Consider the following 19,703-nt stretch of genomic DNA (forward strand, 5'->3'; position numbering starts at 1 on the left):
GAACGGTATTACAGTAAATCGTATTGTTTGAGTTTTTTGCGAAGGGTGCCGCGGTTCAAGCCCAGCATCTGAGAGGCGCGGGTTTGATTGTTACGGGTGTAGCGCATCACCTCTTCGAGCAGTGGTGCCTCAACTTCTGAGAGCACCATATTGTAAACATCGCAGACGTCCTGACCATCGAGGGTGGCAAGATAGTTGTTCAGGGCAATCGCCACGCTGTCGCGCAGGGTTTTTGCTTTACTGATGTCGTCGTTAGCGGCGGTTGTTGGGGCAGTGGTGGTTTCAGCGACTGGGGGGGTGTCTATGCTGGTCAAATTCATGCTGCGGCTTCCTCTAGGTTTTGTTCGTGCTGTTCAAAGTAGTGATGTACAGCATCTTGTTGTGCACTGGTGGACTCAAGGCGGTTGAATATGCCGCGGAAACCAGTGGTGGGATCGAGCTCCTGCAAATACCATGCACAGTGTTTACGTGCGATGCGCAGTCCTTGGTGTTCACCGTAAAACCGGTAAAGGGCGCTGAGATGATTCAGCATTACCTGTTTTATTTCCCCTGGTGTTGCTGGGGCGGCTAGCTTGCCAGTCGCCAGATAGGTGTTGATCTCGCGGAACAGCCAGGGCTTACCCTGCGCGCCGCGGCCTATCATTACACCGTCGGCACCGGTGTAGTCCAATACCTGCTTGGCGTGTTGCGCCGAGCAAATATCACCATTGGCAAATACCGGAATATCGATGGCCTGTTTTATTGCCGCGATGGTGTCATATTCAGCATTCCCTAAATAGCGACACTCGCGAGTTCTGCCATGCACTGCCAATGAGCGAATGCCACAATCTTGGGCAAGCTTGGCAATGTCGATTCCGTTGCGTTGGTCGCGTGACCACCCGGTACGTATTTTTAGCGTAACGGGTATATCTACTGCTGCGACAACCGCAGTTATTATTTCTTTTACTAATTCTGGTTCTCTTAATAGCGCTGAACCAGCAGCTTTTTTACAGACCTTTTTAGCTGGGCATCCCATGTTGATATCGATGATGTCGACACCCATGTCTGCACAGCGTCTTGCTGCATCCGCCATCATTAGCGGGTCTGCCCCGGCAATTTGAACAGCGCGCGGTGTGTTGTCGTCATGGGCTAGGCGCAAATAACTCTTGCGGGTGTCCCATAGCGCGGCGTCGCTGATCAACATTTCGGATACGGTTAAGCCGGCGCCGAACTCGCGGCACAGGCGGCGAAAGGGCAGATCGGTAATACCTGCCATTGGCGCCAATACGGCTCGGGCAGGAAGCTTGTGAGGACCAATTTGGATCATCGCCATGCCCGTAAAGGGAAATTAATCGTAGGAAAACAGGGCAGCCATAATACTCGTTCAACGACGTCACCGGAAGTCTTGCGCTCAAAAAATAACCAGTTTTGAGCGTAAAAAATCGGCTTTACGGCAGCAGCTGTAACTGGTAGTTGACTGCAGCTGGGCCAGGGTCGACGATTTCTAGGGCGATGTGAACGGGTTGCTGGCTTGCTAGGTTGGCGTCGGCTGTGAGTTCGCCAGCAAGGTATTCCGCCGGTTTAAATGAACGCGTGGCAATGGTGCGGTTGTTAATATCGCTAAAGCGCAGCTGTAGTTCAGGGAAGCTAGTACTGGCTGGGCCGCGGTTTAACAAGATGGTGTCGACCAAGAGTGCATTGTCAATTGAGGGGTGCTTGCGGACCACCAGCTTGGTACTGACAACATCGGTTACCGCCGAACTGCGTTTTTGTGCCGGATTTTCACAGATTGACGGATGCAGCGGACAAAGTTTGCGGAGCTCGTCCCCAATAGGGCTGGCGAAGAGGGCGGCTTTTTGCCAAAGTGCAATTTGCCCGATAAGTACCACTAGGGCGATGGTGTTGGCGACTAGCCAAAACCACTGGACGCCGACGCGACGCGGCTGGTGGTATTCAAAGTCGTGGTTGACAGTACTCAGGCCGGTCAGTAGGTCTAACTCCGGTGGCTCGCCGGTGAGGGCGCCATCTTCTTCGGCGTTTATGCCATTTAATGTGGTCTCAATATTCAGAGTTGGCGACGACGCTCGCTCCAGTTCACTATCAGTGCTGAGTGTCTTGTCATCTAGGTCTGTTAGCAGTATCGAGGCATCGGTGAGTTCATCAATGCCGCTGAAAATACTCATGCAGACACTACACCTCACTAAGCCGTCCGCAAGTAGCAGCTGCTCGGCTTTTACTCTAAACCGGGTTTCGCATTGCGGACACTGAATGCTTTTTGGGGTGGTATTTATTGTATTCATCTCGGTGTTTCGTCGCCTTAACTATGGTTTCTAGTGCCGGCTATCCTAACCCACTCGTCTTTTGCCGTCAGATTAAGCGCGTTAAACCACTGTTGATAACAGCCCATTAGCTCTTCGGCTTGGCTTTGTAATATACCCGATAAACAAATAGCTGCGCCTTCGTTGAGCGCGGCCGCAAGGCTCGATGCCAATGCGGTTAATGGACCGGCAAGTATATTGGCGACCACCATATCACCGTGCAAGCCGTCGGGAATATGCTCGGGGAGCAGGCATTCGATGCGGGCATCGTCGATATTATTGCGGCGGGCATTGTCGCGGGTGGCGAGTAGCGCCTGCGGATCGTTGTCCACCGCTATGACTTTCTCGGCGCCCAGCAGCAGGGCGGCTATGCCCAAAATGCCAGAGCCGCAGCCATAGTCGATCACAGTGAGTCCGCTCAGGTCTTGTTGGTCTAGCCACTGCATGCACAGCCAAGTAGTGGGGTGCGTGCCAGTGCCAAAGGCGAGGCCGGGATCAAGGAGCAAGTTTACCGCCTTGGGGTCGACAGGCTCGCGCCAGCTTGGGCAGATCCACAGGCGCTCGCCGCATTGAATGGGATGATAGCTGTCCATCCACTCTCGTATCCAATCACGGTCTTCTAATATTTCTATGCGCAGCGCAGGCAGTGCTTGGCCGTAATGGCTTTGTAGCTGCGCGAGCGTGGCCGTCATATCGGTGTCGGCGGTGAACAAGCCTGTTACTCGGGTGTGTTGCCACACGGGGGTTTCACCCACGCCGGGTTCGTACACCGGCTGGTCGGCATTGTCTTCCATAGTGACAGCGGCGGCACCTACGTCCAAGAGCGCATCTTCAAGTATGGAGGCAGTGGCGGGGTCGGCGTCGAGTCGTAGTTGTAACCAGGTCATGAGGTGCTCTTGTTGTTGAAAATACTATTGCTATTGGCGTTGGAAATGAAAAAGGGGTCTATTCGAAAATAGACCCCTTGATATGTTACAGACTTAGCATGCTTAGAGCTTAAGTTTTTTCTCTAAATAATGAATGCTGACGCCGCCTTTTTTAAACGCGGCATCGCGCACTAAGTCACGATGTAAGTCAGTGTTGGTACGAATGCCATCAATGACTAATTCATCGAGAGCATTGCGCATTCGGCTCAAGGCAATCTCGCGGCTATCACCCCAGGTAATAATTTTTGCAATCATTGAGTCGTAATGGGGCGGCACTGTATAGCCGCTGTATAAATGCGAGTCGACCCTAACACCCAAGCCGCCGGGTGCATGATAATGCTTTACAAGGCCGGGGCAGGGCAAAAAGGTTTTGGGGTCTTCGGCGTTGATACGGCATTCAAAGGCATGACCTTTGATTTTAATATCGTCTTGGGTGATCGATAATTTCCTGCCGCTGGCAATCAGCAATTGCTGTTTAATGAGGTCAATACCGGTCACCATTTCACTGACAGGGTGTTCAACCTGAATACGGGTGTTCATTTCGATAAAGAAGAATTGATCGTTCTCATAGAGAAACTCGAAGGTTCCAGCGCCGCGATAGTTGATGGCGACACAGGCGTCAACACAGGACTTGGCAACTTGCTTGCGGATTTCGTCTGGAATACCTGGCGCGGGTGCTTCTTCAAGTACTTTTTGGTGCCGGCGTTGCAGCGAGCAATCACGGTCACCTAAGTGGATTGCGTGACCTTGACCGTCGGCCAAAACTTGAATCTCCACATGGCGTGGGTTCTCGAGGAATTTCTCGATATAAACTGTCTCATCGCCAAAGGCCGCTTTAGCCTCTGACTGGGTGACATATACCGCATTCAGCAGCGCAGCTTCGCTGTGAACAACGCGCATGCCACGTCCGCCGCCGCCCGCTGCAGCTTTAATAATAACGGGGTAACCGATACGTTTGGCCACGGCTAGAGTGTGGTCATTGTCGTCGGTAATAGGGCCATCTGAGCCGGGTACGGTAGGGACGCCAGCTTTTTTCATCGCTTTTATAGCAGAGACCTTGTCACCCATCATACGAATCAGGTCGGGGGTGGGGCCAATGAAGACGAAGCCGCTGTTCTCAACCTGTTCGGCGAAATCGGCATTTTCTGCTAAGAAGCCGTAGCCAGGATGGATAGCCACGGCGTCTGTGACTTCAGCTGCGCTGATAATAGCGGGTATGTTTAGGTAGCTAGCTGGTGACGGTGCGGGACCTATGCAGACCGATTCGTCGGCTAGCCGGACATGCATTAGATCGCGATCTGCAGTGGAGTGGACTGCTACGGTTTTAATGCCAAGCTCTTTGCAGGCGCGAAGTATGCGCAATGCAATCTCTCCACGGTTGGCAATGACAACTTTTTTAAGCATTTGAAATCAATCCCTTTTCGGTATGTTGATCGGACAATTGTTTGTTCCGGTTAGGCCGGTTTTATACAATAGTGATCAGGGATTGATCGAATTCAACGGGCTCTGCGTCGTCTACAAGTATGGCTTCGATCACACCCGATTTGTCGGCTTCGATCTGGTTCATCATTTTCATGGCTTCAACGATACAGATAACATCGCCGACTTTGACGTGCTGACCCACTTCGATAAAGGAGGGTGATGATGGTGATGGCGAGCGATAGAAAGTGCCAACCATGGGCGACTTGATAATGTGGCCATTGGGCTCAGCTGGTTTTGGTGCTTCTGCCGGCGCAGCTGCCGGCGCTTGCATCATCGGCTGGCCAATATACTGTTGCGCTAGCATGCCTTTGGCGGCGCTGTTGCGGCTGATGCGCACAGACTCTTCGCCCTCTTTAATCTCTAGTTCGTCGATATTTGACTCTTCGAGTAGCTCGATCAATTTTTTTACTTTTCTAATATCCATGGTCGCTCTCTTAAATTGGCTAAGTTTAATTCTTTATTGGTTTAACTGATCCATCGCTGCATGTAGCGCTAATTGGTAGCCCTGGGCTCCCAGGCCGCAAATGACGCCGAGCGCGATGTCTGAAAAATAGGAGTGATGACGGAAGTCGTCACGGGCGTGTACATTGGTAAGATGCACTTCAATGAATGGAATATCGACCGCCAGCAGGGCATCGCGGAGAGCGATACTGGTGTGGGTAAACGCGGCCGGGTTAAAAATAATGAAGTTAATGCCCTCTGGGCGCGCCAGATGAATTCGATCTATTAATTCGTATTCGGCATTGCTTTGCATTGACTGCAGATGGTGGCCGCGCTCTTTGGCAATAAGCTGCAACTCGGCGTCAATATCTGCCAGCGTGTTGCTGCCGTAAACGCCGGGTTCACGCGTGCCTAGTAAATTCAGATTGGGGCCGTGAAGAACGAGTATCGATGCCATAAGTCACTGCTTGAACGTGCCATCTAGAGTGTGTGGCGATTGTGCCTTATTTGGTTTTTAGAGTCCAACGCATCTCGTAAATTTTTTTAAGATAGCAGCCGTTGTCTGCAATTTTGCAGAAGATCGCTGTCGTTTTGCCGACGCCAGTGTTTTCGGTGCTAACACTGTTGGCCGCTAATCTTATCGGTTTAGCAGCTCGAGAATCATCGCTTTGGTCAATACCTGCGGCAGCATGATCTCTGTCGCATTGAGGTCGGCAGGGTAGTAAATATAGAGGGGAATGCCATTGCGCTTATAGTCAGCCAATAGCGAGGTAATGGCGGGGTCGTAGCGGGTCCAGTCGGCAATTACATACTCGACATTATGCTCTGCAAAGGCATCCCGAATAGTGTCGGTGTTGAGCACTAAGGTCTCGTTGGCAATACAGGTAATACACCAGTCAGCGGTTACATCCAGGAATACATTGCGGCCCTGCTCACGCAGCATTTGTATTTCGTTTTGGTCAAAATTGCCGCTTTTCGACACGATGTTATCTGGCGGGGTTGCCAGTGTGGTAGTAACCGCAGCGAGCGCGGCGACTACAAGTACGGCGGCGGCTAATTTCTTCTCCTTGCCGTATAGCCAAAGACCAAAGGCGATGACTAGCCAGGCTGACAAGATGAGGGCCATGCCGTCGACACCAGTTTGTCGACCGCTTACCCAAATAAGCCAAATGGCGGTGGCCAATAAGGGAAAAGCCAAAAATTGACGCAGGCTGATCATCCACTGACCGGATTTGGGAAGGCGTTGTAAGCCGGCAGGAAATAAGGTTAGCAGTAAGACTGGCAGTGCCAAGCCTATGCCGATACAGCCGAAGACCAGCAGGGCGATAAACGGAGGCTGACTAGCGGCAAAGCCCACTGCAGTGCCCATAAAGGGCGCGGTGCAAGGGCTGGCAACGACAGTGGCGAGCACGCCGGTAAAGAAGCTGCCGCTGTAACCGCTTTGGCGACTGAGATCGCTGCCGATATTTGCCCAGCTACCGCCGATTTCAAAGAGTCCCAATAGGTTTAAGGACAATACAAAAAACAAGCACGCTAGCAGGGCGACAAACCACGGCGTTTGTAATTGAAATCCCCATCCGATGGCTTGCCCAGCCTGTTGCAAGATGATGAGTAAGGCGGCAACCGCAAGAAAACTGATTACGACGCCGGCACTATAAACAAGGCCGTGCTTTAGTGGATTGCCGTGATTGGCGTTGGTAAAGCTTAATACTTTGAGTCCTAGTACCGGGAATACACAGGGCATAAGATTAAGAATGGCGCCGCCCAAAATAGCAAAAATTAGCACTAGCCAAAGTGCGCGATCACTATCGTCGCCGCCAGCAAGTGTAACGGCCTTACTTGAGTTTAGATGTGCTGGGGTTCCAACTGCCACGACATTTTGCTGCTGGGGATCAATTTGATAGTGCTGCGTTTGTGGCGGGTAGCACAGCCCGGCATCGGCGCAACCCTGAGATGTGACGCTCAGAGTAAACATCGTAGTGGGTAAATCGCTTAAGGTTATCGTTGTGCTGTGGTAGTAGACTTCGGTTTCGCCGAAATTGGGGTCTTGTTTAAGTTTACCGGTTTCAAATTCGCTAGTGATGGCAGCTGCTTTGCTGTCGATAGTGGCATTGATCGCAAAGCGTTCTTTGTAAAGATAGTAGCCATCAGCTGCGGTCCAGCTAAGCAATAAATTTCCCTTATTCCACAGCAGCTGTGACTGGTAGGCTTGCTCTACCGGCAAAAATTGCGGGCTGCTATCGCTAAAGCTCGCTGGCGACTGAGCAGAAAAAAAGTCGTCTGCTGCCTGACTGTTGCTGGCAAACAGAAAAATAACCAATAATAAAATCTGTTTCATAAATACAATCACTAAAGCGGTGGCGGTATGATACGTTAAATCAGCGGTGTTAGACCGTGAAGTATAACCTTGCTGCCTGCCCAGTTGCAGCTTGCGAGAAGATTTGTGGTGTCACGGGCGAATGCTTGGCGCACAAATTCATTAATCGGAGAACGTTGTGGTAAATATATGGAAGCTGGCAGTAGCTGCGTTGGCGCTAAGCCCATTGGTTGCTCAGTCTATTGAGATTAAAGACGCCTACGTGCGCGGACTGCCGCCAACTCAGCGTAATACCGCGGCATTTTTTACCGTACTGAACACCAGCGATAAACCCGTTGTGTTGATGGCGGGTCGCTCTGATGCCGCCGAGCGGTTGGAAATTCATAGTCATCAACATCGCAACGGTATGATGTCGATGCGAGAGCAGACATCAGTCAGTATCGCTGCGGGCGAAAGCTTGGTGTTTGAATCTGGTGGCTATCATTTAATGTTGATTAATCTTACTCGCGCTGTGCGTGATGGTGATCAGTTAAGCTTTAGTCTTACTACTTACGATGGCGAAGAAATCACTGTGCTTGCACCGGTGATCAGTGTATTAAAAGAATCGTCGGCTATCAAAGAACATGCAGGGGTGCACTAATAATGAAGCAAAAAATAATGGAACTAAATTCAAGAATCAAAGAAGCCTTGCAGGACTGGATGGGCGACGGTGTGCTGTGGCGAGTGGCAGCGATTGTGCTGCCCTTGTATATATTATTGGTGATAGTGCTGGGTGTTTACTGGAGCTTTACACCGGAGATACCGGCAACTCGCTATATGCAGCAAGATGCGACCTTGGCGGTGGTGGGCACCGCGACAACCTCGGCGCTGATTGACGTCAGTGAGGTGCTATTGGATAAACCCGGCGGTTTCATCAGCAATGATGTGACTCCGCCCGGTCTTTTTATGGATAATATGCCGGCCTGGGAATATGGAGTATTGATTCAGGTGCGCGAATTAAGTCGGTCTATGCGTGAAAGTTTTAGCCGTTCGCAATCTCAGTCGCGAGAAGATCGCGATTTAGCGAAATCTGAACCACGGTTTAATTTTTCCAATAATAGCTGGGCAGTACCCGCGTCGGAGTCTGAGTACCGCCAGGGGATTAAATATCTCAAGGCCTACCGTCAACGTCTGAGTAATGCAGGTGACCCACAGGCGCAGTTTTACGCGCGAGCGGACAATTTACGGTTCTGGCTGGCGGGGGTAGAATCTCGATTAGGGAGTTTGTCGCAGCGCTTAAGCGCAAGCGTGGGTCGTCCGCGTTTGAATACAGATTTAGCCAATGATCCCAATGCGCGCCAGTCTACGCCGGCGGTAAGTGACGAGCGGGTGAAAACTCCTTGGCTGGAAATAGACGATGTGTTTTATGAGTCCCGTGGCACCGCCTGGGCATTGATCTGTTTCTTGCGCGCCATTGAAATTGATTTTGCCGACGTCCTTGCCGACAAAAATGCCGAGGTAAGTATGCGACAAATTATTCGCGAGCTAGAGGGCACCCAGCAGGCGATGTTTAGTCTAATGGTGTTGAATGGCAGCGGTTTTGGTCTGCTCGCTAATCATTCGTTGGTTATGGCTTCGTATATTACCCGCGCCAATGCTGCGATTACTGACTTACGTGATTTATTATCCCAAGGATAAATGATGAGCTATACAACGTTGATGAAAGGCTGTGTTTTAACGGCGGCGCTGCTGATAACGGCCTGCGCGCAGAGCCCCCAAGCCATCCAAGTGGCGCCGGAGTTCCCCGCCCCTACGCAGGTCAATGGCGACGGCAATCCTGTGCATGTTCGGGTTAGCGACCAGCGCGCGAATAAAGTGTTGGGGAGTCGTGGCGGCGCCTACCGTGAAACCTCGGTGATCACCCTCGCAAACGATCTGTCTTTGCCGGTCGAGACGGCCTTGTCTGCTTATATGGGCGCCATGGGCTACGATGTTAATAGCTTGGATCCGAATACTACAAACGTGCATGTTATTTTTAGCTCGCTGGTTTACGATCATCCCAAGGAAGATGGCTTAGGCTATGACATGGATATGATGGCGGGCGTAGAGGTTGAAGTAAGGCGTGGCAATGAACATTACGAGGGTCGCTACCGTATAAAGCGCAATCAAAAGTTTTTTAATGCGCCCAGCAATTCTCACAACAGTAAGCTGGTCAATGATCTGGTGGCAGAAGTCTTAATCAGTATGTTTTCAGATCCAAAATTAGTGGCGTTTTTGAAAAGAAATTAAGATCTGATAAATTATTAGAGCGATAAAAAAGGCAGAACTCCTTGTGGGGTTCTGCCTTTTTTAGTGTCCGAGCGCTTGTTTTAGGCAATAACTGCCAGTAACTCGCGGTGACGCGGTCCGGCTAGCCGTGGGCCGTATTGAGATACCACCTCGGCAGCAGCAAGACTCGCTAATTCCCCGGCTTTCTTAAAGTCGTGGCCGTGGGTGATCGCATAGAGGAAGGCACCGGCGAACATATCGCCCGCACCATTGGTGTCTACCGCTTTCACTTTATGGCCGGCAATGGTGTGGAGATGTTCTCCATCGAACACCAATGCGCCTTTGGCTCCGAGGGTGATAGCAAAGGTTTTACTGATCTTTTTCAGCGCAATTACCGCGTCATCAAGTGATTCACTTTGCGCCCAGCCCAAGGCCTCCGCTTCATTGCAGAAAATAAGATCTACTCCATCGCCTAGCATTTCCACTAAACCATCGCGGAAGAAACTGACCATGCCGGGGTCCGAAAAACTTATTGCGGTTTTAACACCGCTGCGCTCCGCAATAGTACGACCGGCAACTGCGGCGGCGCGACCGGTGTCAGAGGTGACCAAATAGCCTTCGGCATAAAAGTATTCCGAATCGCTAAGTGCGGCTTCGTTGATCTCACTAATGGACAGCGTTGCACTGATGCCCAAGTGCGTATTCATGCTGCGTTCGGCATCAGGGCTAATTAAGACTAAGCATTTACCGGTGACACCGGCTGGCTTGTCGCCGTCGAAATCGGCATTGACTCCGGCCGCTTTAATATCGTTCATAAAAAAGTCGCCGTGCTCATCGTTAGCGACTTTGCAAGAATAGTAGTTTGTAGCGCCAAAATACGCGGCCGCAACAACGGAGTTACAGGCCGAGCCACCGCTGGTTGAGCTGGCATGAACCATATGGCCGCTGAGCTTGTCCAATAATTCTTGTTGACGAGGCTCATCAACGAGTGTCATAAGCCCTTTTTCAACGCCGAGCGTGCCCAGCTCTTGGTCGCTAATTTCAATTTCAGTATCGACGAGTGCAGCGCCAATACCGTAGAGGTGATATTTTTTCATCTTATTTGCCAGTTACTTGCGATAAAGTGCCACTATTATCCGGTTTGAGGATCGATTTGCAATGCGTTAGCGCTTGAATACCTTCGATGGGAACGGGCTTTGGCAGTATTGGCGCTGTATATAAAGTGTTATGTGTATTAATGAATATTATCTGGTTGTGATCCATGGCTAAAAAATCTCCAAAGAACCTTGCTAGTAAGTTTCAAAACATTCGCTGGTTGAGCCTAGGGTTGAAAGTCTCCCTTGTGGGTTTGGTATTATTGCTAATTTTATTTGCCTATAGTGATGCCAAGGTGCGTGGCGCGTTTGACGCCAAACGCTATGAGCAGCCAGCCAAGGTTTATGCCCGGCCATTAGTGCTGGCGTCCGGTGCAATTTTGACGGCGTATGAGCTTGAGTCAGAGCTGGGTGAGCTAGGTTATCGTTCAAGACGCTTGGTGAATGAGCCTGGAACTTACTATCGACAGGGCGATCATTTCTCGATATTTCTGCGCCCATTCGCATTTGCTGATGGTCAGCGGCCCGCGCGTAAAATAGAGTTGGATATGGCCCCGACCACCGTCGGCGTGGTGCGCGATACCTTGGGTGAGCGCATCGCCGAAGAGCAATTGGATCCCATGGTGATAGGGGGGGTGTATCCGGGTCGTCATGAAGACCGTCTGATGCTTGGTCTGGCGGAAATCCCGCAGATGTTAGTTGAAACCTTGGTGCAGGTTGAGGATCAGCATTTTTACAGCCATTTTGGCATTTCACCACGCAGCATAGCCCGCGCATTACTGGTAAATATTAAAGCAGGTCGCACTGTCCAGGGTGGCAGTACCTTGACTCAGCAGCTGGTGAAAAACACCATTCTCAGCAATGAGCGCAGTCTTTGGCGCAAAGCCAAAGAGGCGGTGATGTCGATTCTCACTGAAATGCATTACAGCAAAGATCGCATTCTTGAAGCCTATATTAATGAGGTTTATCTGGGGCAGGAGGGCAATCGTGCTATTCATGGTTTTGGTTTGGCGGCACGCCACTATTTTAACCGGCCTTTAAATGAGTTAAATCTGGCTCAAATATCTATGTTAGTCGGCCTAGTCAAAGGGCCGTCTTACTACGATCCTTGGCGCCACCCCGAGCGCGCAAAAAATCGCCGCAATATTGTTATGGGCGAATTGGCTGAGCAGGGTTGGTTGACACCTTCGCAGTTAGCCGCCTGGCAGAAAGAGCCCTTGGAATTAGCGAAGACCTCGGCATTGGACGGAGTATATCCGGCCTATGTTGATTTGGTTCGTCGACAGCTTAGTCGTGATTATCAAAGTAAAGAATTGCAAAATAGTGGGCTGCGAATTTTTACACCCTTTGATCCGGTATTGCAGCGGCGGGCTGAAAAAGCCACGGTTAGATCCTTGGCGCGCTTGGAAAGCCGCCAAAAAGATCTGCAAGTCGCGATGGTGGTAACGCGGGTTAATAGCGGTGATGTGGTGGCGGTGATCGGTGGCAAGCGGCCGCGATATGCTGGTTTTAATCGGGCTTTGGATGCCCTGCGCCCGATTGGCTCCCTGGCTAAGCCGGCGATATTTTTGGCGGCATGGAATCAACCGCGCTCCTACAATCTACTCACCCGAGTTTCGGACGCGCCAGTTAGCATCCCGAATGCCGACGGCTCGCTCTGGAAACCCTCTAATTACGATCATAAATCCCATGGCGATGTGCCCTTGCACACCGCGCTGGCGCATTCTTATAACCTTGCCACTGCCCGCTTGGGAATGGATGTGGGTTTGAATAATGTGATGAATATGTTTCAGCGTTTAGGGATTAAACGGCCACTGCTAGAAGTGCCTTCAATGTTGCTGGGTGCGGCAGAATTGGCGCCTATTGAAGTGGCCGCCATGTACCAGACGATTGCTGCTGATGGACGCTATACACCGCTGCGTACTATTTACGCGATCGCTGACAGCGACGGTAAATTATTGGCGCGCTATCCGCAAAAGCCTGAGCAAGTGGTGAATCCTGCAGCGGTGCATGTCTTGCAATACGCGATGTTGGAAACTGTGCGCGAAGGTACTGGCAAAGGGGTTTACAAGGTTTTGCCAAAGGATTATCGGGTGGCAGGTAAAACCGGTACCAGTAACAAAACCCGCGATTCATGGTTTGCCGGTTTTGCCGGTGATTATATGGCGGTGGTGTGGATGGGTTTAGATAATAATGCGTCGACAGGCTTAACGGGGGCCAGCGGCGCGCTAACGGTGTGGCGACAATTTATGGCCGAGGCCAGCACCGAGCAAATGCCCTTCTCCCAAATGGCCGGTGTGGATTACCACTGGGTAGATGGAGAGACGGCCAAGCTCACCCAGTCTTGGTGTGAGGGCGCGCGCTATATGCCCTTTATGAGTGGTAGCGCGCCGACTGAAAGTGGCGGCTGCGCCCCAGACGGCGAGAAAATGTGGCGCTGGTTTAAAGGCGTCTTTGATTAATTTCAAACGTCTTTATAGATTTAAGATTCACGGATTTGGGCGGTATAGCCGCCTTGGTCTGAGGGCACTAAATCCAAAAATTGGTTTATGCACTCTGGGACTTCTTCACTGCGATGGCTAACAAATAGAATCCGAGTTTGGCCGTGGCTGGCAATTTGATCGACCGCACCTAATAATTTAGATTTCTGTTCATTGTCTAAACCAATACAGGGTTCATCTAAAATTAAAATGCGCGGTGATTTCACCATTGCCCGCGCCAGTAAAATCATGCGCTGCTCACCAAAAGACAAGCGACCAAAGCGATGTTCCTTCAGTGTTAATAGCTCAAGCGCGTCAAGCCAAGCGATTAGCAATTGGCGCTGAGTTTCACTGTAATCAGCATACAGGCCTACTGAGTCGAATAAACCAGAGGCAACCACATCGATGACTTTGGTGCGCGTTAAATTGCTCATTTGCATACTGGCATTGAGCAGGCCGAATTGAGATTTCACCTCCCAAATACTTTCGCCACTGCCGCGTTGGCGGCCAAATAAAAATACTTGTTGGCCATATGCTTTGTCGTTTTCGCCGCACAAGAGACCGAGTAAAGTGGATTTTCCTGCGCCATTAGGGCCACTGATACAACAGTGTTGGTCGGGCATTAGAGTCCAATTAATGTCGCTCAATACTTGCTTGCCGCGGAAGTTGACACTGATGTCTCGCAGTTCCAACAAGGCAGTATCTGCGGGGTGATCTGGCGCTTCGGCAATAGGTAAAGGTTTGGCGTAATGGTGGACGGTTTTGGCTTGTTGCTTTGCCTCTACTGCTGAGCATTCATCAAGGATCTTGCCGTGTGCCATATTAAATACCGTGTCGATGGCATCGGGTATATCGTTGGCGTCCTTGGTGAGCAGCACCAGCGGTGTGCTGGAGCCGACTAGCTCTGCCAATAGGGTATGCATTTCCGCTTGGGCTTTTACGTCTAAGCCTTCAAAGGGATTGTCTAAAATGAGGGCGGCGGGCTTGGCGAATAGTGCGCGTGCCAGCAGGGCTTTTCGGCTTTCGCCGGTGGAGATATAGCGAATGCCTTGGTCGAGAATATGGCCTATATTCAAGCGCGAGCAGAGTTGTTCAAACTCTGCAGTGGCTGGCTGTCCTTGCAAGACAATATTCTTGACGGTGGTGCCAACGTCGAAGGCGTCGTCTCTGGTTTCACTATCGTCGAATCGACTGTCGCGCTCCACTAGCTCGCGTTGTAAATCAAAGGATATATGGGCAATGTCGGCGGGCCCAATACTGTCGGTATAATGCACTTCGCCGCTGTTTGGCCGCAGGGTATCAGTAATGAGTTTAGCTAGTGTAGTTTTGCCCGCACCGTTGCCCCCAAGAATTGCAATGTGCTGCCGCTGCGGCCACTGCCAATTGAAATTGTCAAGGATGGGGTCGAGTTGGTAGGCAAAACGAATTTGCTCAAAGCGGACGATTGGGGCAGACATGTGAAACCGTTTAACTGAAAAATAATCGCCAATGATATCATAGAGAAGAGCGCCAATTGAGACCTTGGCGCTCGATCCTTGTGGCTAGCAGCTTAAGCACTCGCCGGGGCTTAGCTCGTAGAAATCAACGATTTGCTGCCAGGCTTGTTCAGCGGTATCCACAATCGAAATCATATTGACGTCGTCAGGGCTGATCACGCCTTCGTCACGTAAAAATTCGAGATTGATCGCCTGGCGCCAAAATTCATGACCAAGAAGAATGACCGGTACGCGTTTTGATTTGCCGGTTTGAATCAGCGTGAGGGCTTCGAAGAGCTCGTCAAAGGTGCCAAAGCCGCCGGGGCAAACAATGACCGCCTTAGCGCGCAGCATAAAGTGCATTTTGCGTATGCCAAAGTAGTGAAAGCGAAAGCAGAACTCTGGGCTAATATAGGGATTGGGTGCCTGTTCGTGGGGCAGTACAATATTCAAGCCTATGGATTTGCCACCCGCTTCCATGGCGCCGCGATTTGCAGCCTCCATAATGCCGGGACCGCCGCCGGTCACCACGTAGAGTTGCTCGCTGGAGTCAGAGTTAGACGAATGCGAGGTGATAAGCTCACCTAAGCGTTGCGCTTGCTGGTAATAGTGGCTATTGCGTTGGTCACGTTTGCTTGCGCGGATTTTAGCCGGGTCACCACCGGCCTCGGCGGCTTTGAAGGCAACATCGGCGTCCTCTGGCGATAAAAAACGAGCGCTGCCAAAAATAACTATCGTCGATTCAACACCGTGCTCCTTGAGAATCATTTCCGGCTTTTGTAATTCCAAGTGAAAGCGCAGGCCGCGCAGTTCCTCACGCAATAAAAAATCTTGGTCGGTATAGGCCAGTCGATACGCCTCTGGCATGTCTTCTAGGTTACTGGGCATTTCCTCGCGGGCAGAGGGGAAGTTAGCGCCGCGCAGTTTTGATTTATTCGCCATTCATTATGTCCTTACTAGTGACTTGCTCCTTATGCTGCGTCAAGTTGTGGTCGGGAGCAAGGCTTGTTTTGGTGCTACTATTTTAGTTGTAGCGGGTGCTTGTCATTCAGTTTGTAACGAACATCGAAAAACTCGGTATTACTTGTGTTGGCTAGGCTAGTAGGTATGATCCTTGCTATTAAGGGCTGACATGCAGTGGTTAACCACGATTAGAGCCAGCGCGTTAGCCTGTGTTTTTTGTACAAGATTATAATGATCTAGTTTTAGGTGCTTATGACCCAGTCGGATGACTCATTTATCAAGAATTTTTTAAAACAAGAATCTGCCGGCGGCATTATATTAGTGTTTGCTGGCGCCTTAGCGATGGTGTTGGCGAATAGTCCGCTTGTCAGTTTCTATAATTTATTGATCGACACCCCCGTGGTAGTGCAAGTCGGCGCACTCAAGCTCGCCAAGCCGCTGCTATTGTGGGTCAATGATGGCTTTATGGCAGTGTTTTTTTTACTTGTTGGTTTGGAACTCAAACGGGAGTTCTTAGAGGGTGAGCTTTCAGACTACCGCAACGTTATATTACCGGGTTTGGGCGCTATAGGCGGTATGGCGGTGCCAGCGTTAGTTTATATATTGCTTAATCCCGATGATCCGGTGGCGCAGCGCGGCTGGGCGATTCCCACTGCGACGGATATCGCCTTTGCCTTAGGCGTTTTGAGTTTGTTGGGATCACGTGTACCCCTTACCTTAAAAGTGTTTCTAACCGTATTGGCGATATTCGACGATATTGGCGCCATACTCATTATCGCTTTTTTCTACACCAGTAATATTTCGACGGCAGCATTAGTGGTCACGGCGATATGTATTGTGGTGTTGTGGTTTTTAAATCGTCGCGGCGTTGATGATTTTAGCCCGTATCTTATCGTTGGTGTGGTGATGTGGATTGCCCTGGTAAAGTCGGGTGTTCACGCGACTTTGGGTGGCGTGGTTTTGGCGATGTTTGTGCCCATGCGTGCTAAGAATCCCGAAAAGAGTTCTCCAGCTAAGTCTTTGGAACACGATCTTCACAGCGTAGTGGCGTTTTTTATATTACCGGTGTTCGCATTCTGCAACTCGGGTATTAGTTTTAGTGGTGTGGGTTTAGAGCATATTTTGCATCCAGTGCCACTGGGTATTACCCTCGGTTTGTTTGTCGGCAAGCAGCTTGGTGTATTTTTGTTTTGTTGGATAGGCATAAAGCTTAATTTCACGCGTCTACCCGACGGTATGTCGTGGGCATCCTTGTATGGTACTGCCTTACTTTGCGGCATTGGTTTTACCATGAGTCTGTTTATTGGCTCACTGGCGTTTGAAGAGACGGGTGTTAACCGTATGTTTGACGAGCGCTTGGGGATCATTTTGGGATCGCTGTTATCCGGCGGGCTTGGCTATATTGTGTTGCGTTATAGTTTGAAGCCCGCGAAACAGTCAAAAGCGTCGCGCTAATCGATGGAGCTTACCGCTAAGTGCGGTGCAGTCTCGGATACGACATCTGCTTTTTATGGTGTTGTTACCCTTTTATTGACCAGCGTTAGTGGAGTCGCCCTATAGGCGGTTCGCTCATATCTACATTAGGGCTTAGGACTTGCTTAGGGTGTTTTGCAAATTTGGGAAATGGGTAAATACTGATGATTGAGCCTGTATTGGTGGGCGTCGCTTTTCTGGCGGGTTTAGCATTTCGACGCGTTGGCATGCCGCCGTTACTAGGGTATCTATTAGCAGGGTTTTTAGCCGGCGGTTTACAGCTTGGCGATGCCGATGTGATCAATGTGTTGTCGGATGTGGGCATTATCCTGCTGCTCTTCACTATTGGTTTAAAGCTTAATGTGCGAGAGTTATTGGCGCCGCAGATATGGGCCACAGCATCTTTGCACACCATCATTGTGGTGCCGCTAACGTCACTAATGTTAATGGGCCTGGTGTTGTTAATGCCCGGCATTGGCGGCATGGACACGACTGTTGCCTTGACACTAGCCTTTGCCTTATCGTTTTCCAGTACCGTATTTGCAGTCAAAATTTTTGATGAGCGTGGTGAGGGCTCCGCCTTACACGCTAAGATCGCGATTGGTATCTTAATTGTTCAAGATATTTTTGCCGTCAGTTATTTAGTTTTATCGGCGGAACGCGCGCCATCACCCTGGGCGTTTGCCTTGCTGGGCTTACCTTTACTTAGACCCTTGCTGGTGTTTTTCTTAAAGCAGGCCGGACATGGCGAGCTGCTAGTTTTGTTTGGTATTGCCGTGGCACTCGGGAGCGCGGAATTATTTGAAATGGTCCACCTGAAGGCGGGCTTAGGTGCTTTGTTATTTGGCATTTTGTTGTCCGGCGTAGATAAGAGTGTAGAGCTTTATAAGAGTCTCATTAATTTTAAGGATATATTTCTCACTGCCTTTTTCCTCAGCATTGGTTACACCGGTCTTCCCAGCGGTGACATGCTATTGGTTGCTCTGGTGATTGCGTCATTAATTATGATTCGGCCGCTGATTTATTTTGGACTCCTGTTGATGTTTCGGCTGCGAGCGCGAACCTCATTATTAGTCGGTCTATCGCTGTTTAATTACAGCGAGTTTGGTTTGATTGTGGCTGCGATGGCGGTCAAGGGTGGGCAGCTGCCCGAAGCATGGCTAACGACCTTGGCGGTGGCGATGGCGCTGTCGCTATTTATTGCCGCGCCCTTTAACACCTACGTACATTCATTATATGCCCGTTTTGCGACTCGCCTTCAGAAAATGGAGCGCAGCGAGCTGCTAGTGCAGGAGCGACCCGCCGATATGGGCGAAGCCGAAATAGTAATTTTTGGCATGGGCCGCATTGGCAGTGGTGCTTATGACTACCTGAGTCAGCACTACCCGGATAAGATCGTTGGCGTTGAAGAGAGTGCAGACAAAGCCTTAAAGCTCCGCTTGGCTGGTATTTCTTGTGTGCCAGGAGACGCCAGTGACCGCGATTTTCTAGAGCGCGCGGAACTCCATCGCCGTAAGATGGTACTGGTCAGCTTGAGCAACCACTCTGAAAATGTCGATGTTGTTAAGCTTCTTCAACAGCTTAATTACAAAGGCAATATTGCGGTCGTCTCGAGGTTCTCCGATCAGCAGGAAGAATTGATAAGTATGGGATGCATCACCTTTAACCTCTACGCTGAAGCGGGTCACGGTTTTGCTGAACGAGTAATGGAAGAGATGAACTAAGAGGTTTATCCTAGGTTTTAAACATGTCCTTGGTGCGGCGCTGCCCGCGCGGAGAGACTGTGACATATTTAGAATAGCGATTATCCACATTCCCAAGTCAGCTCTTTAATACCGCGGCTTGCTTGCCCATAATATCGAACAGGAACATGATTTTTGCTGGGTTTTTTTATCCAGTAATCTAGTTTTGCAGGAGCAACATGGAAAACAATAACCCCTGGTTACGCGCCGAAATTGCGCAATGGCTGCGGGAAGGTATTATCAATGACCAACAGGCTAATGCCTTGTATGCTCGCTATCCGACGGTTGTTACCTATCGTGCCAAAGGTGATGGTGCTTGGGGTAGGGTGATATTTGCATTGCTTGGTGCTGGTGTTTTTGGACTCGGGGTTATTTTACTGTTTGCTTACAACTGGGATGGCATGCATCGCTATGTAAAGTTAGCGGTGATCGGTCTTGGTCTTCTTGGCGCTCATAGCAGTGCTTTGTTCTTGGCCAAAAATGACAAGTCTAATCCCCGCGTGGTGGAAAGCTTACACATGCTGGGGACCATGTTGTTTGGTGCCGGCATTTGGTTGGTGGCGCAAATTTATCATTTTGACGTTCATTATCCTGATGGTTTTTTACTGTGGTGTCTGGCGGCGCTGAGTTTGGCGTGGGCCTTGCCTTCAGTGGCTCACGGGGTATTGGCAACCATTTTATTGTTGTTGTGGAGTGGTCTGGAAACCTTTGAGTTTGGCCGGCATGTGCCTATTGCTAGCTGGATGTTATTGCTGACTTTACTGCC

The 19,703-nt window shown here is 50.4% G+C and carries 18 protein-coding genes; 7 read left to right on the plus strand and 11 right to left on the minus strand.

Annotated features, from left to right (window positions below; all coding sequences use genetic code 11):
- Nucleotides 1-8 precede the first annotated feature (8 nt).
- From fis to ACI955_RS15490, 8 genes are all read right to left on the minus strand, one after another.
- Nucleotides 9-320, minus strand: a complete 312-nt coding sequence (gene fis, locus ACI955_RS15455) for a DNA-binding transcriptional regulator Fis (protein ID WP_415244639.1) — start codon at nt 318-320, stop codon at nt 9-11.
- On the minus strand, nt 317-1,312 hold the full coding sequence (gene dusB / locus ACI955_RS15460; RefSeq protein WP_415244640.1) for a tRNA dihydrouridine synthase DusB: 996 nt from the start codon (nt 1,310-1,312) through the stop codon (nt 317-319). Before dusB ends, fis begins: the two co-directional genes overlap by 4 nt.
- A gap of 115 nt (nt 1,313-1,427) precedes the next feature.
- A complete protein-coding gene (locus tag ACI955_RS15465; protein ID WP_415244641.1) occupies nt 1,428-2,279 on the minus strand; it encodes a zinc-ribbon and DUF3426 domain-containing protein in 852 nt (283 codons plus the stop codon).
- 17 nt (nt 2,280-2,296) lie between these two features.
- The gene (prmA, locus tag ACI955_RS15470) at nt 2,297-3,184 is read right to left on the minus strand and encodes a 50S ribosomal protein L11 methyltransferase (protein ID WP_415244642.1); all 888 of its coding nucleotides are present in this window, start codon (nt 3,182-3,184) and stop codon (nt 2,297-2,299) included.
- A 102-nt stretch (nt 3,185-3,286) separates the two neighbouring features.
- Entirely contained in the window at nt 3,287-4,627 is a 1,341-nt protein-coding gene (gene accC / locus ACI955_RS15475; RefSeq protein ID WP_415244643.1) for an acetyl-CoA carboxylase biotin carboxylase subunit, read from the minus strand.
- Nucleotides 4,628-4,688: 61 nt separating this feature from the next.
- The gene (gene accB, locus ACI955_RS15480; protein ID WP_415244644.1) at nt 4,689-5,129 is read right to left on the minus strand and encodes an acetyl-CoA carboxylase biotin carboxyl carrier protein; all 441 of its coding nucleotides are present in this window, start codon (nt 5,127-5,129) and stop codon (nt 4,689-4,691) included.
- Nucleotides 5,130-5,162: 33 nt separating this feature from the next.
- Nucleotides 5,163-5,603: a type II 3-dehydroquinate dehydratase gene (aroQ, locus tag ACI955_RS15485; protein ID WP_415244645.1), complete on the minus strand. Its 441-nt coding sequence runs from the start codon at nt 5,601-5,603 to the stop codon at nt 5,163-5,165.
- A 180-nt stretch (nt 5,604-5,783) separates the two neighbouring features.
- The gene (locus tag ACI955_RS15490; protein WP_415244646.1) at nt 5,784-7,484 is read right to left on the minus strand and encodes a protein-disulfide reductase DsbD family protein; all 1,701 of its coding nucleotides are present in this window, start codon (nt 7,482-7,484) and stop codon (nt 5,784-5,786) included.
- 157 nt (nt 7,485-7,641) lie between these two features.
- On the opposite strand from ACI955_RS15490, the gene ACI955_RS15495 reads away from it, so the two are divergent.
- Genes ACI955_RS15495 through ACI955_RS15505 form a run of 3 tightly spaced genes read left to right on the plus strand, consistent with a single transcriptional unit; the run spans nt 7,642 to nt 9,731 of the window.
- On the plus strand, nt 7,642-8,103 hold the full coding sequence (locus ACI955_RS15495; RefSeq protein WP_415244647.1) for a copper chaperone PCu(A)C: 462 nt from the start codon (nt 7,642-7,644) through the stop codon (nt 8,101-8,103).
- 2 nt (nt 8,104-8,105) lie between these two features.
- A complete protein-coding gene (locus tag ACI955_RS15500) occupies nt 8,106-9,140 on the plus strand; it encodes a DUF2333 family protein (protein ID WP_415244648.1) in 1,035 nt (344 codons plus the stop codon).
- 3 nt (nt 9,141-9,143) lie between these two features.
- Nucleotides 9,144-9,731: a YajG family lipoprotein gene (locus ACI955_RS15505; RefSeq protein WP_415244649.1), complete on the plus strand. Its 588-nt coding sequence runs from the start codon at nt 9,144-9,146 to the stop codon at nt 9,729-9,731.
- Between the two features lie 80 nt (nt 9,732-9,811).
- On the opposite strand, the gene ACI955_RS15510 is transcribed toward ACI955_RS15505, so the two are convergent.
- Complete coding sequence (locus tag ACI955_RS15510) at nt 9,812-10,807, minus strand: adenosine kinase (protein WP_415244650.1); 996 nt, start codon at nt 10,805-10,807, stop codon at nt 9,812-9,814.
- A 164-nt stretch (nt 10,808-10,971) separates the two neighbouring features.
- On the opposite strand from ACI955_RS15510, the gene mrcB reads away from it, so the two are divergent.
- The gene (gene mrcB, locus ACI955_RS15515; RefSeq protein WP_415244651.1) at nt 10,972-13,266 is read left to right on the plus strand and encodes a penicillin-binding protein 1B; all 2,295 of its coding nucleotides are present in this window, start codon (nt 10,972-10,974) and stop codon (nt 13,264-13,266) included.
- A 20-nt stretch (nt 13,267-13,286) separates the two neighbouring features.
- Here the strand turns inward: mrcB and ACI955_RS15520 are convergent, their stop codons facing one another.
- Nucleotides 13,287-14,741, minus strand: a complete 1,455-nt coding sequence (locus ACI955_RS15520; RefSeq protein ID WP_415244652.1) for an ATP-binding cassette domain-containing protein — start codon at nt 14,739-14,741, stop codon at nt 13,287-13,289.
- Nucleotides 14,742-14,825: 84 nt separating this feature from the next.
- A complete protein-coding gene (locus ACI955_RS15525; RefSeq protein ID WP_415244653.1) occupies nt 14,826-15,701 on the minus strand; it encodes a TIGR00730 family Rossman fold protein in 876 nt (291 codons plus the stop codon).
- A 273-nt stretch (nt 15,702-15,974) separates the two neighbouring features.
- On the opposite strand from ACI955_RS15525, the gene nhaA reads away from it, so the two are divergent.
- The 3 genes from nhaA to ACI955_RS15540 form a co-directional block, all read left to right on the plus strand.
- The gene (gene nhaA, locus ACI955_RS15530; protein WP_415244654.1) at nt 15,975-17,177 is read left to right on the plus strand and encodes a Na+/H+ antiporter NhaA; all 1,203 of its coding nucleotides are present in this window, start codon (nt 15,975-15,977) and stop codon (nt 17,175-17,177) included.
- A gap of 182 nt (nt 17,178-17,359) precedes the next feature.
- Complete coding sequence (locus tag ACI955_RS15535) at nt 17,360-18,919, plus strand: cation:proton antiporter (RefSeq protein ID WP_415244655.1); 1,560 nt, start codon at nt 17,360-17,362, stop codon at nt 18,917-18,919.
- A gap of 197 nt (nt 18,920-19,116) precedes the next feature.
- Nucleotides 19,117-19,703, plus strand: a 587-nt coding sequence (locus ACI955_RS15540; protein WP_415244656.1) for a DUF2157 domain-containing protein, incomplete at its 3' end; no start/stop codon positions are given.

Source organism: Zhongshania sp. (assembly GCF_047636175.1).
GTDB lineage: Bacteria > Pseudomonadota > Gammaproteobacteria > Pseudomonadales > Spongiibacteraceae > Spongiibacter.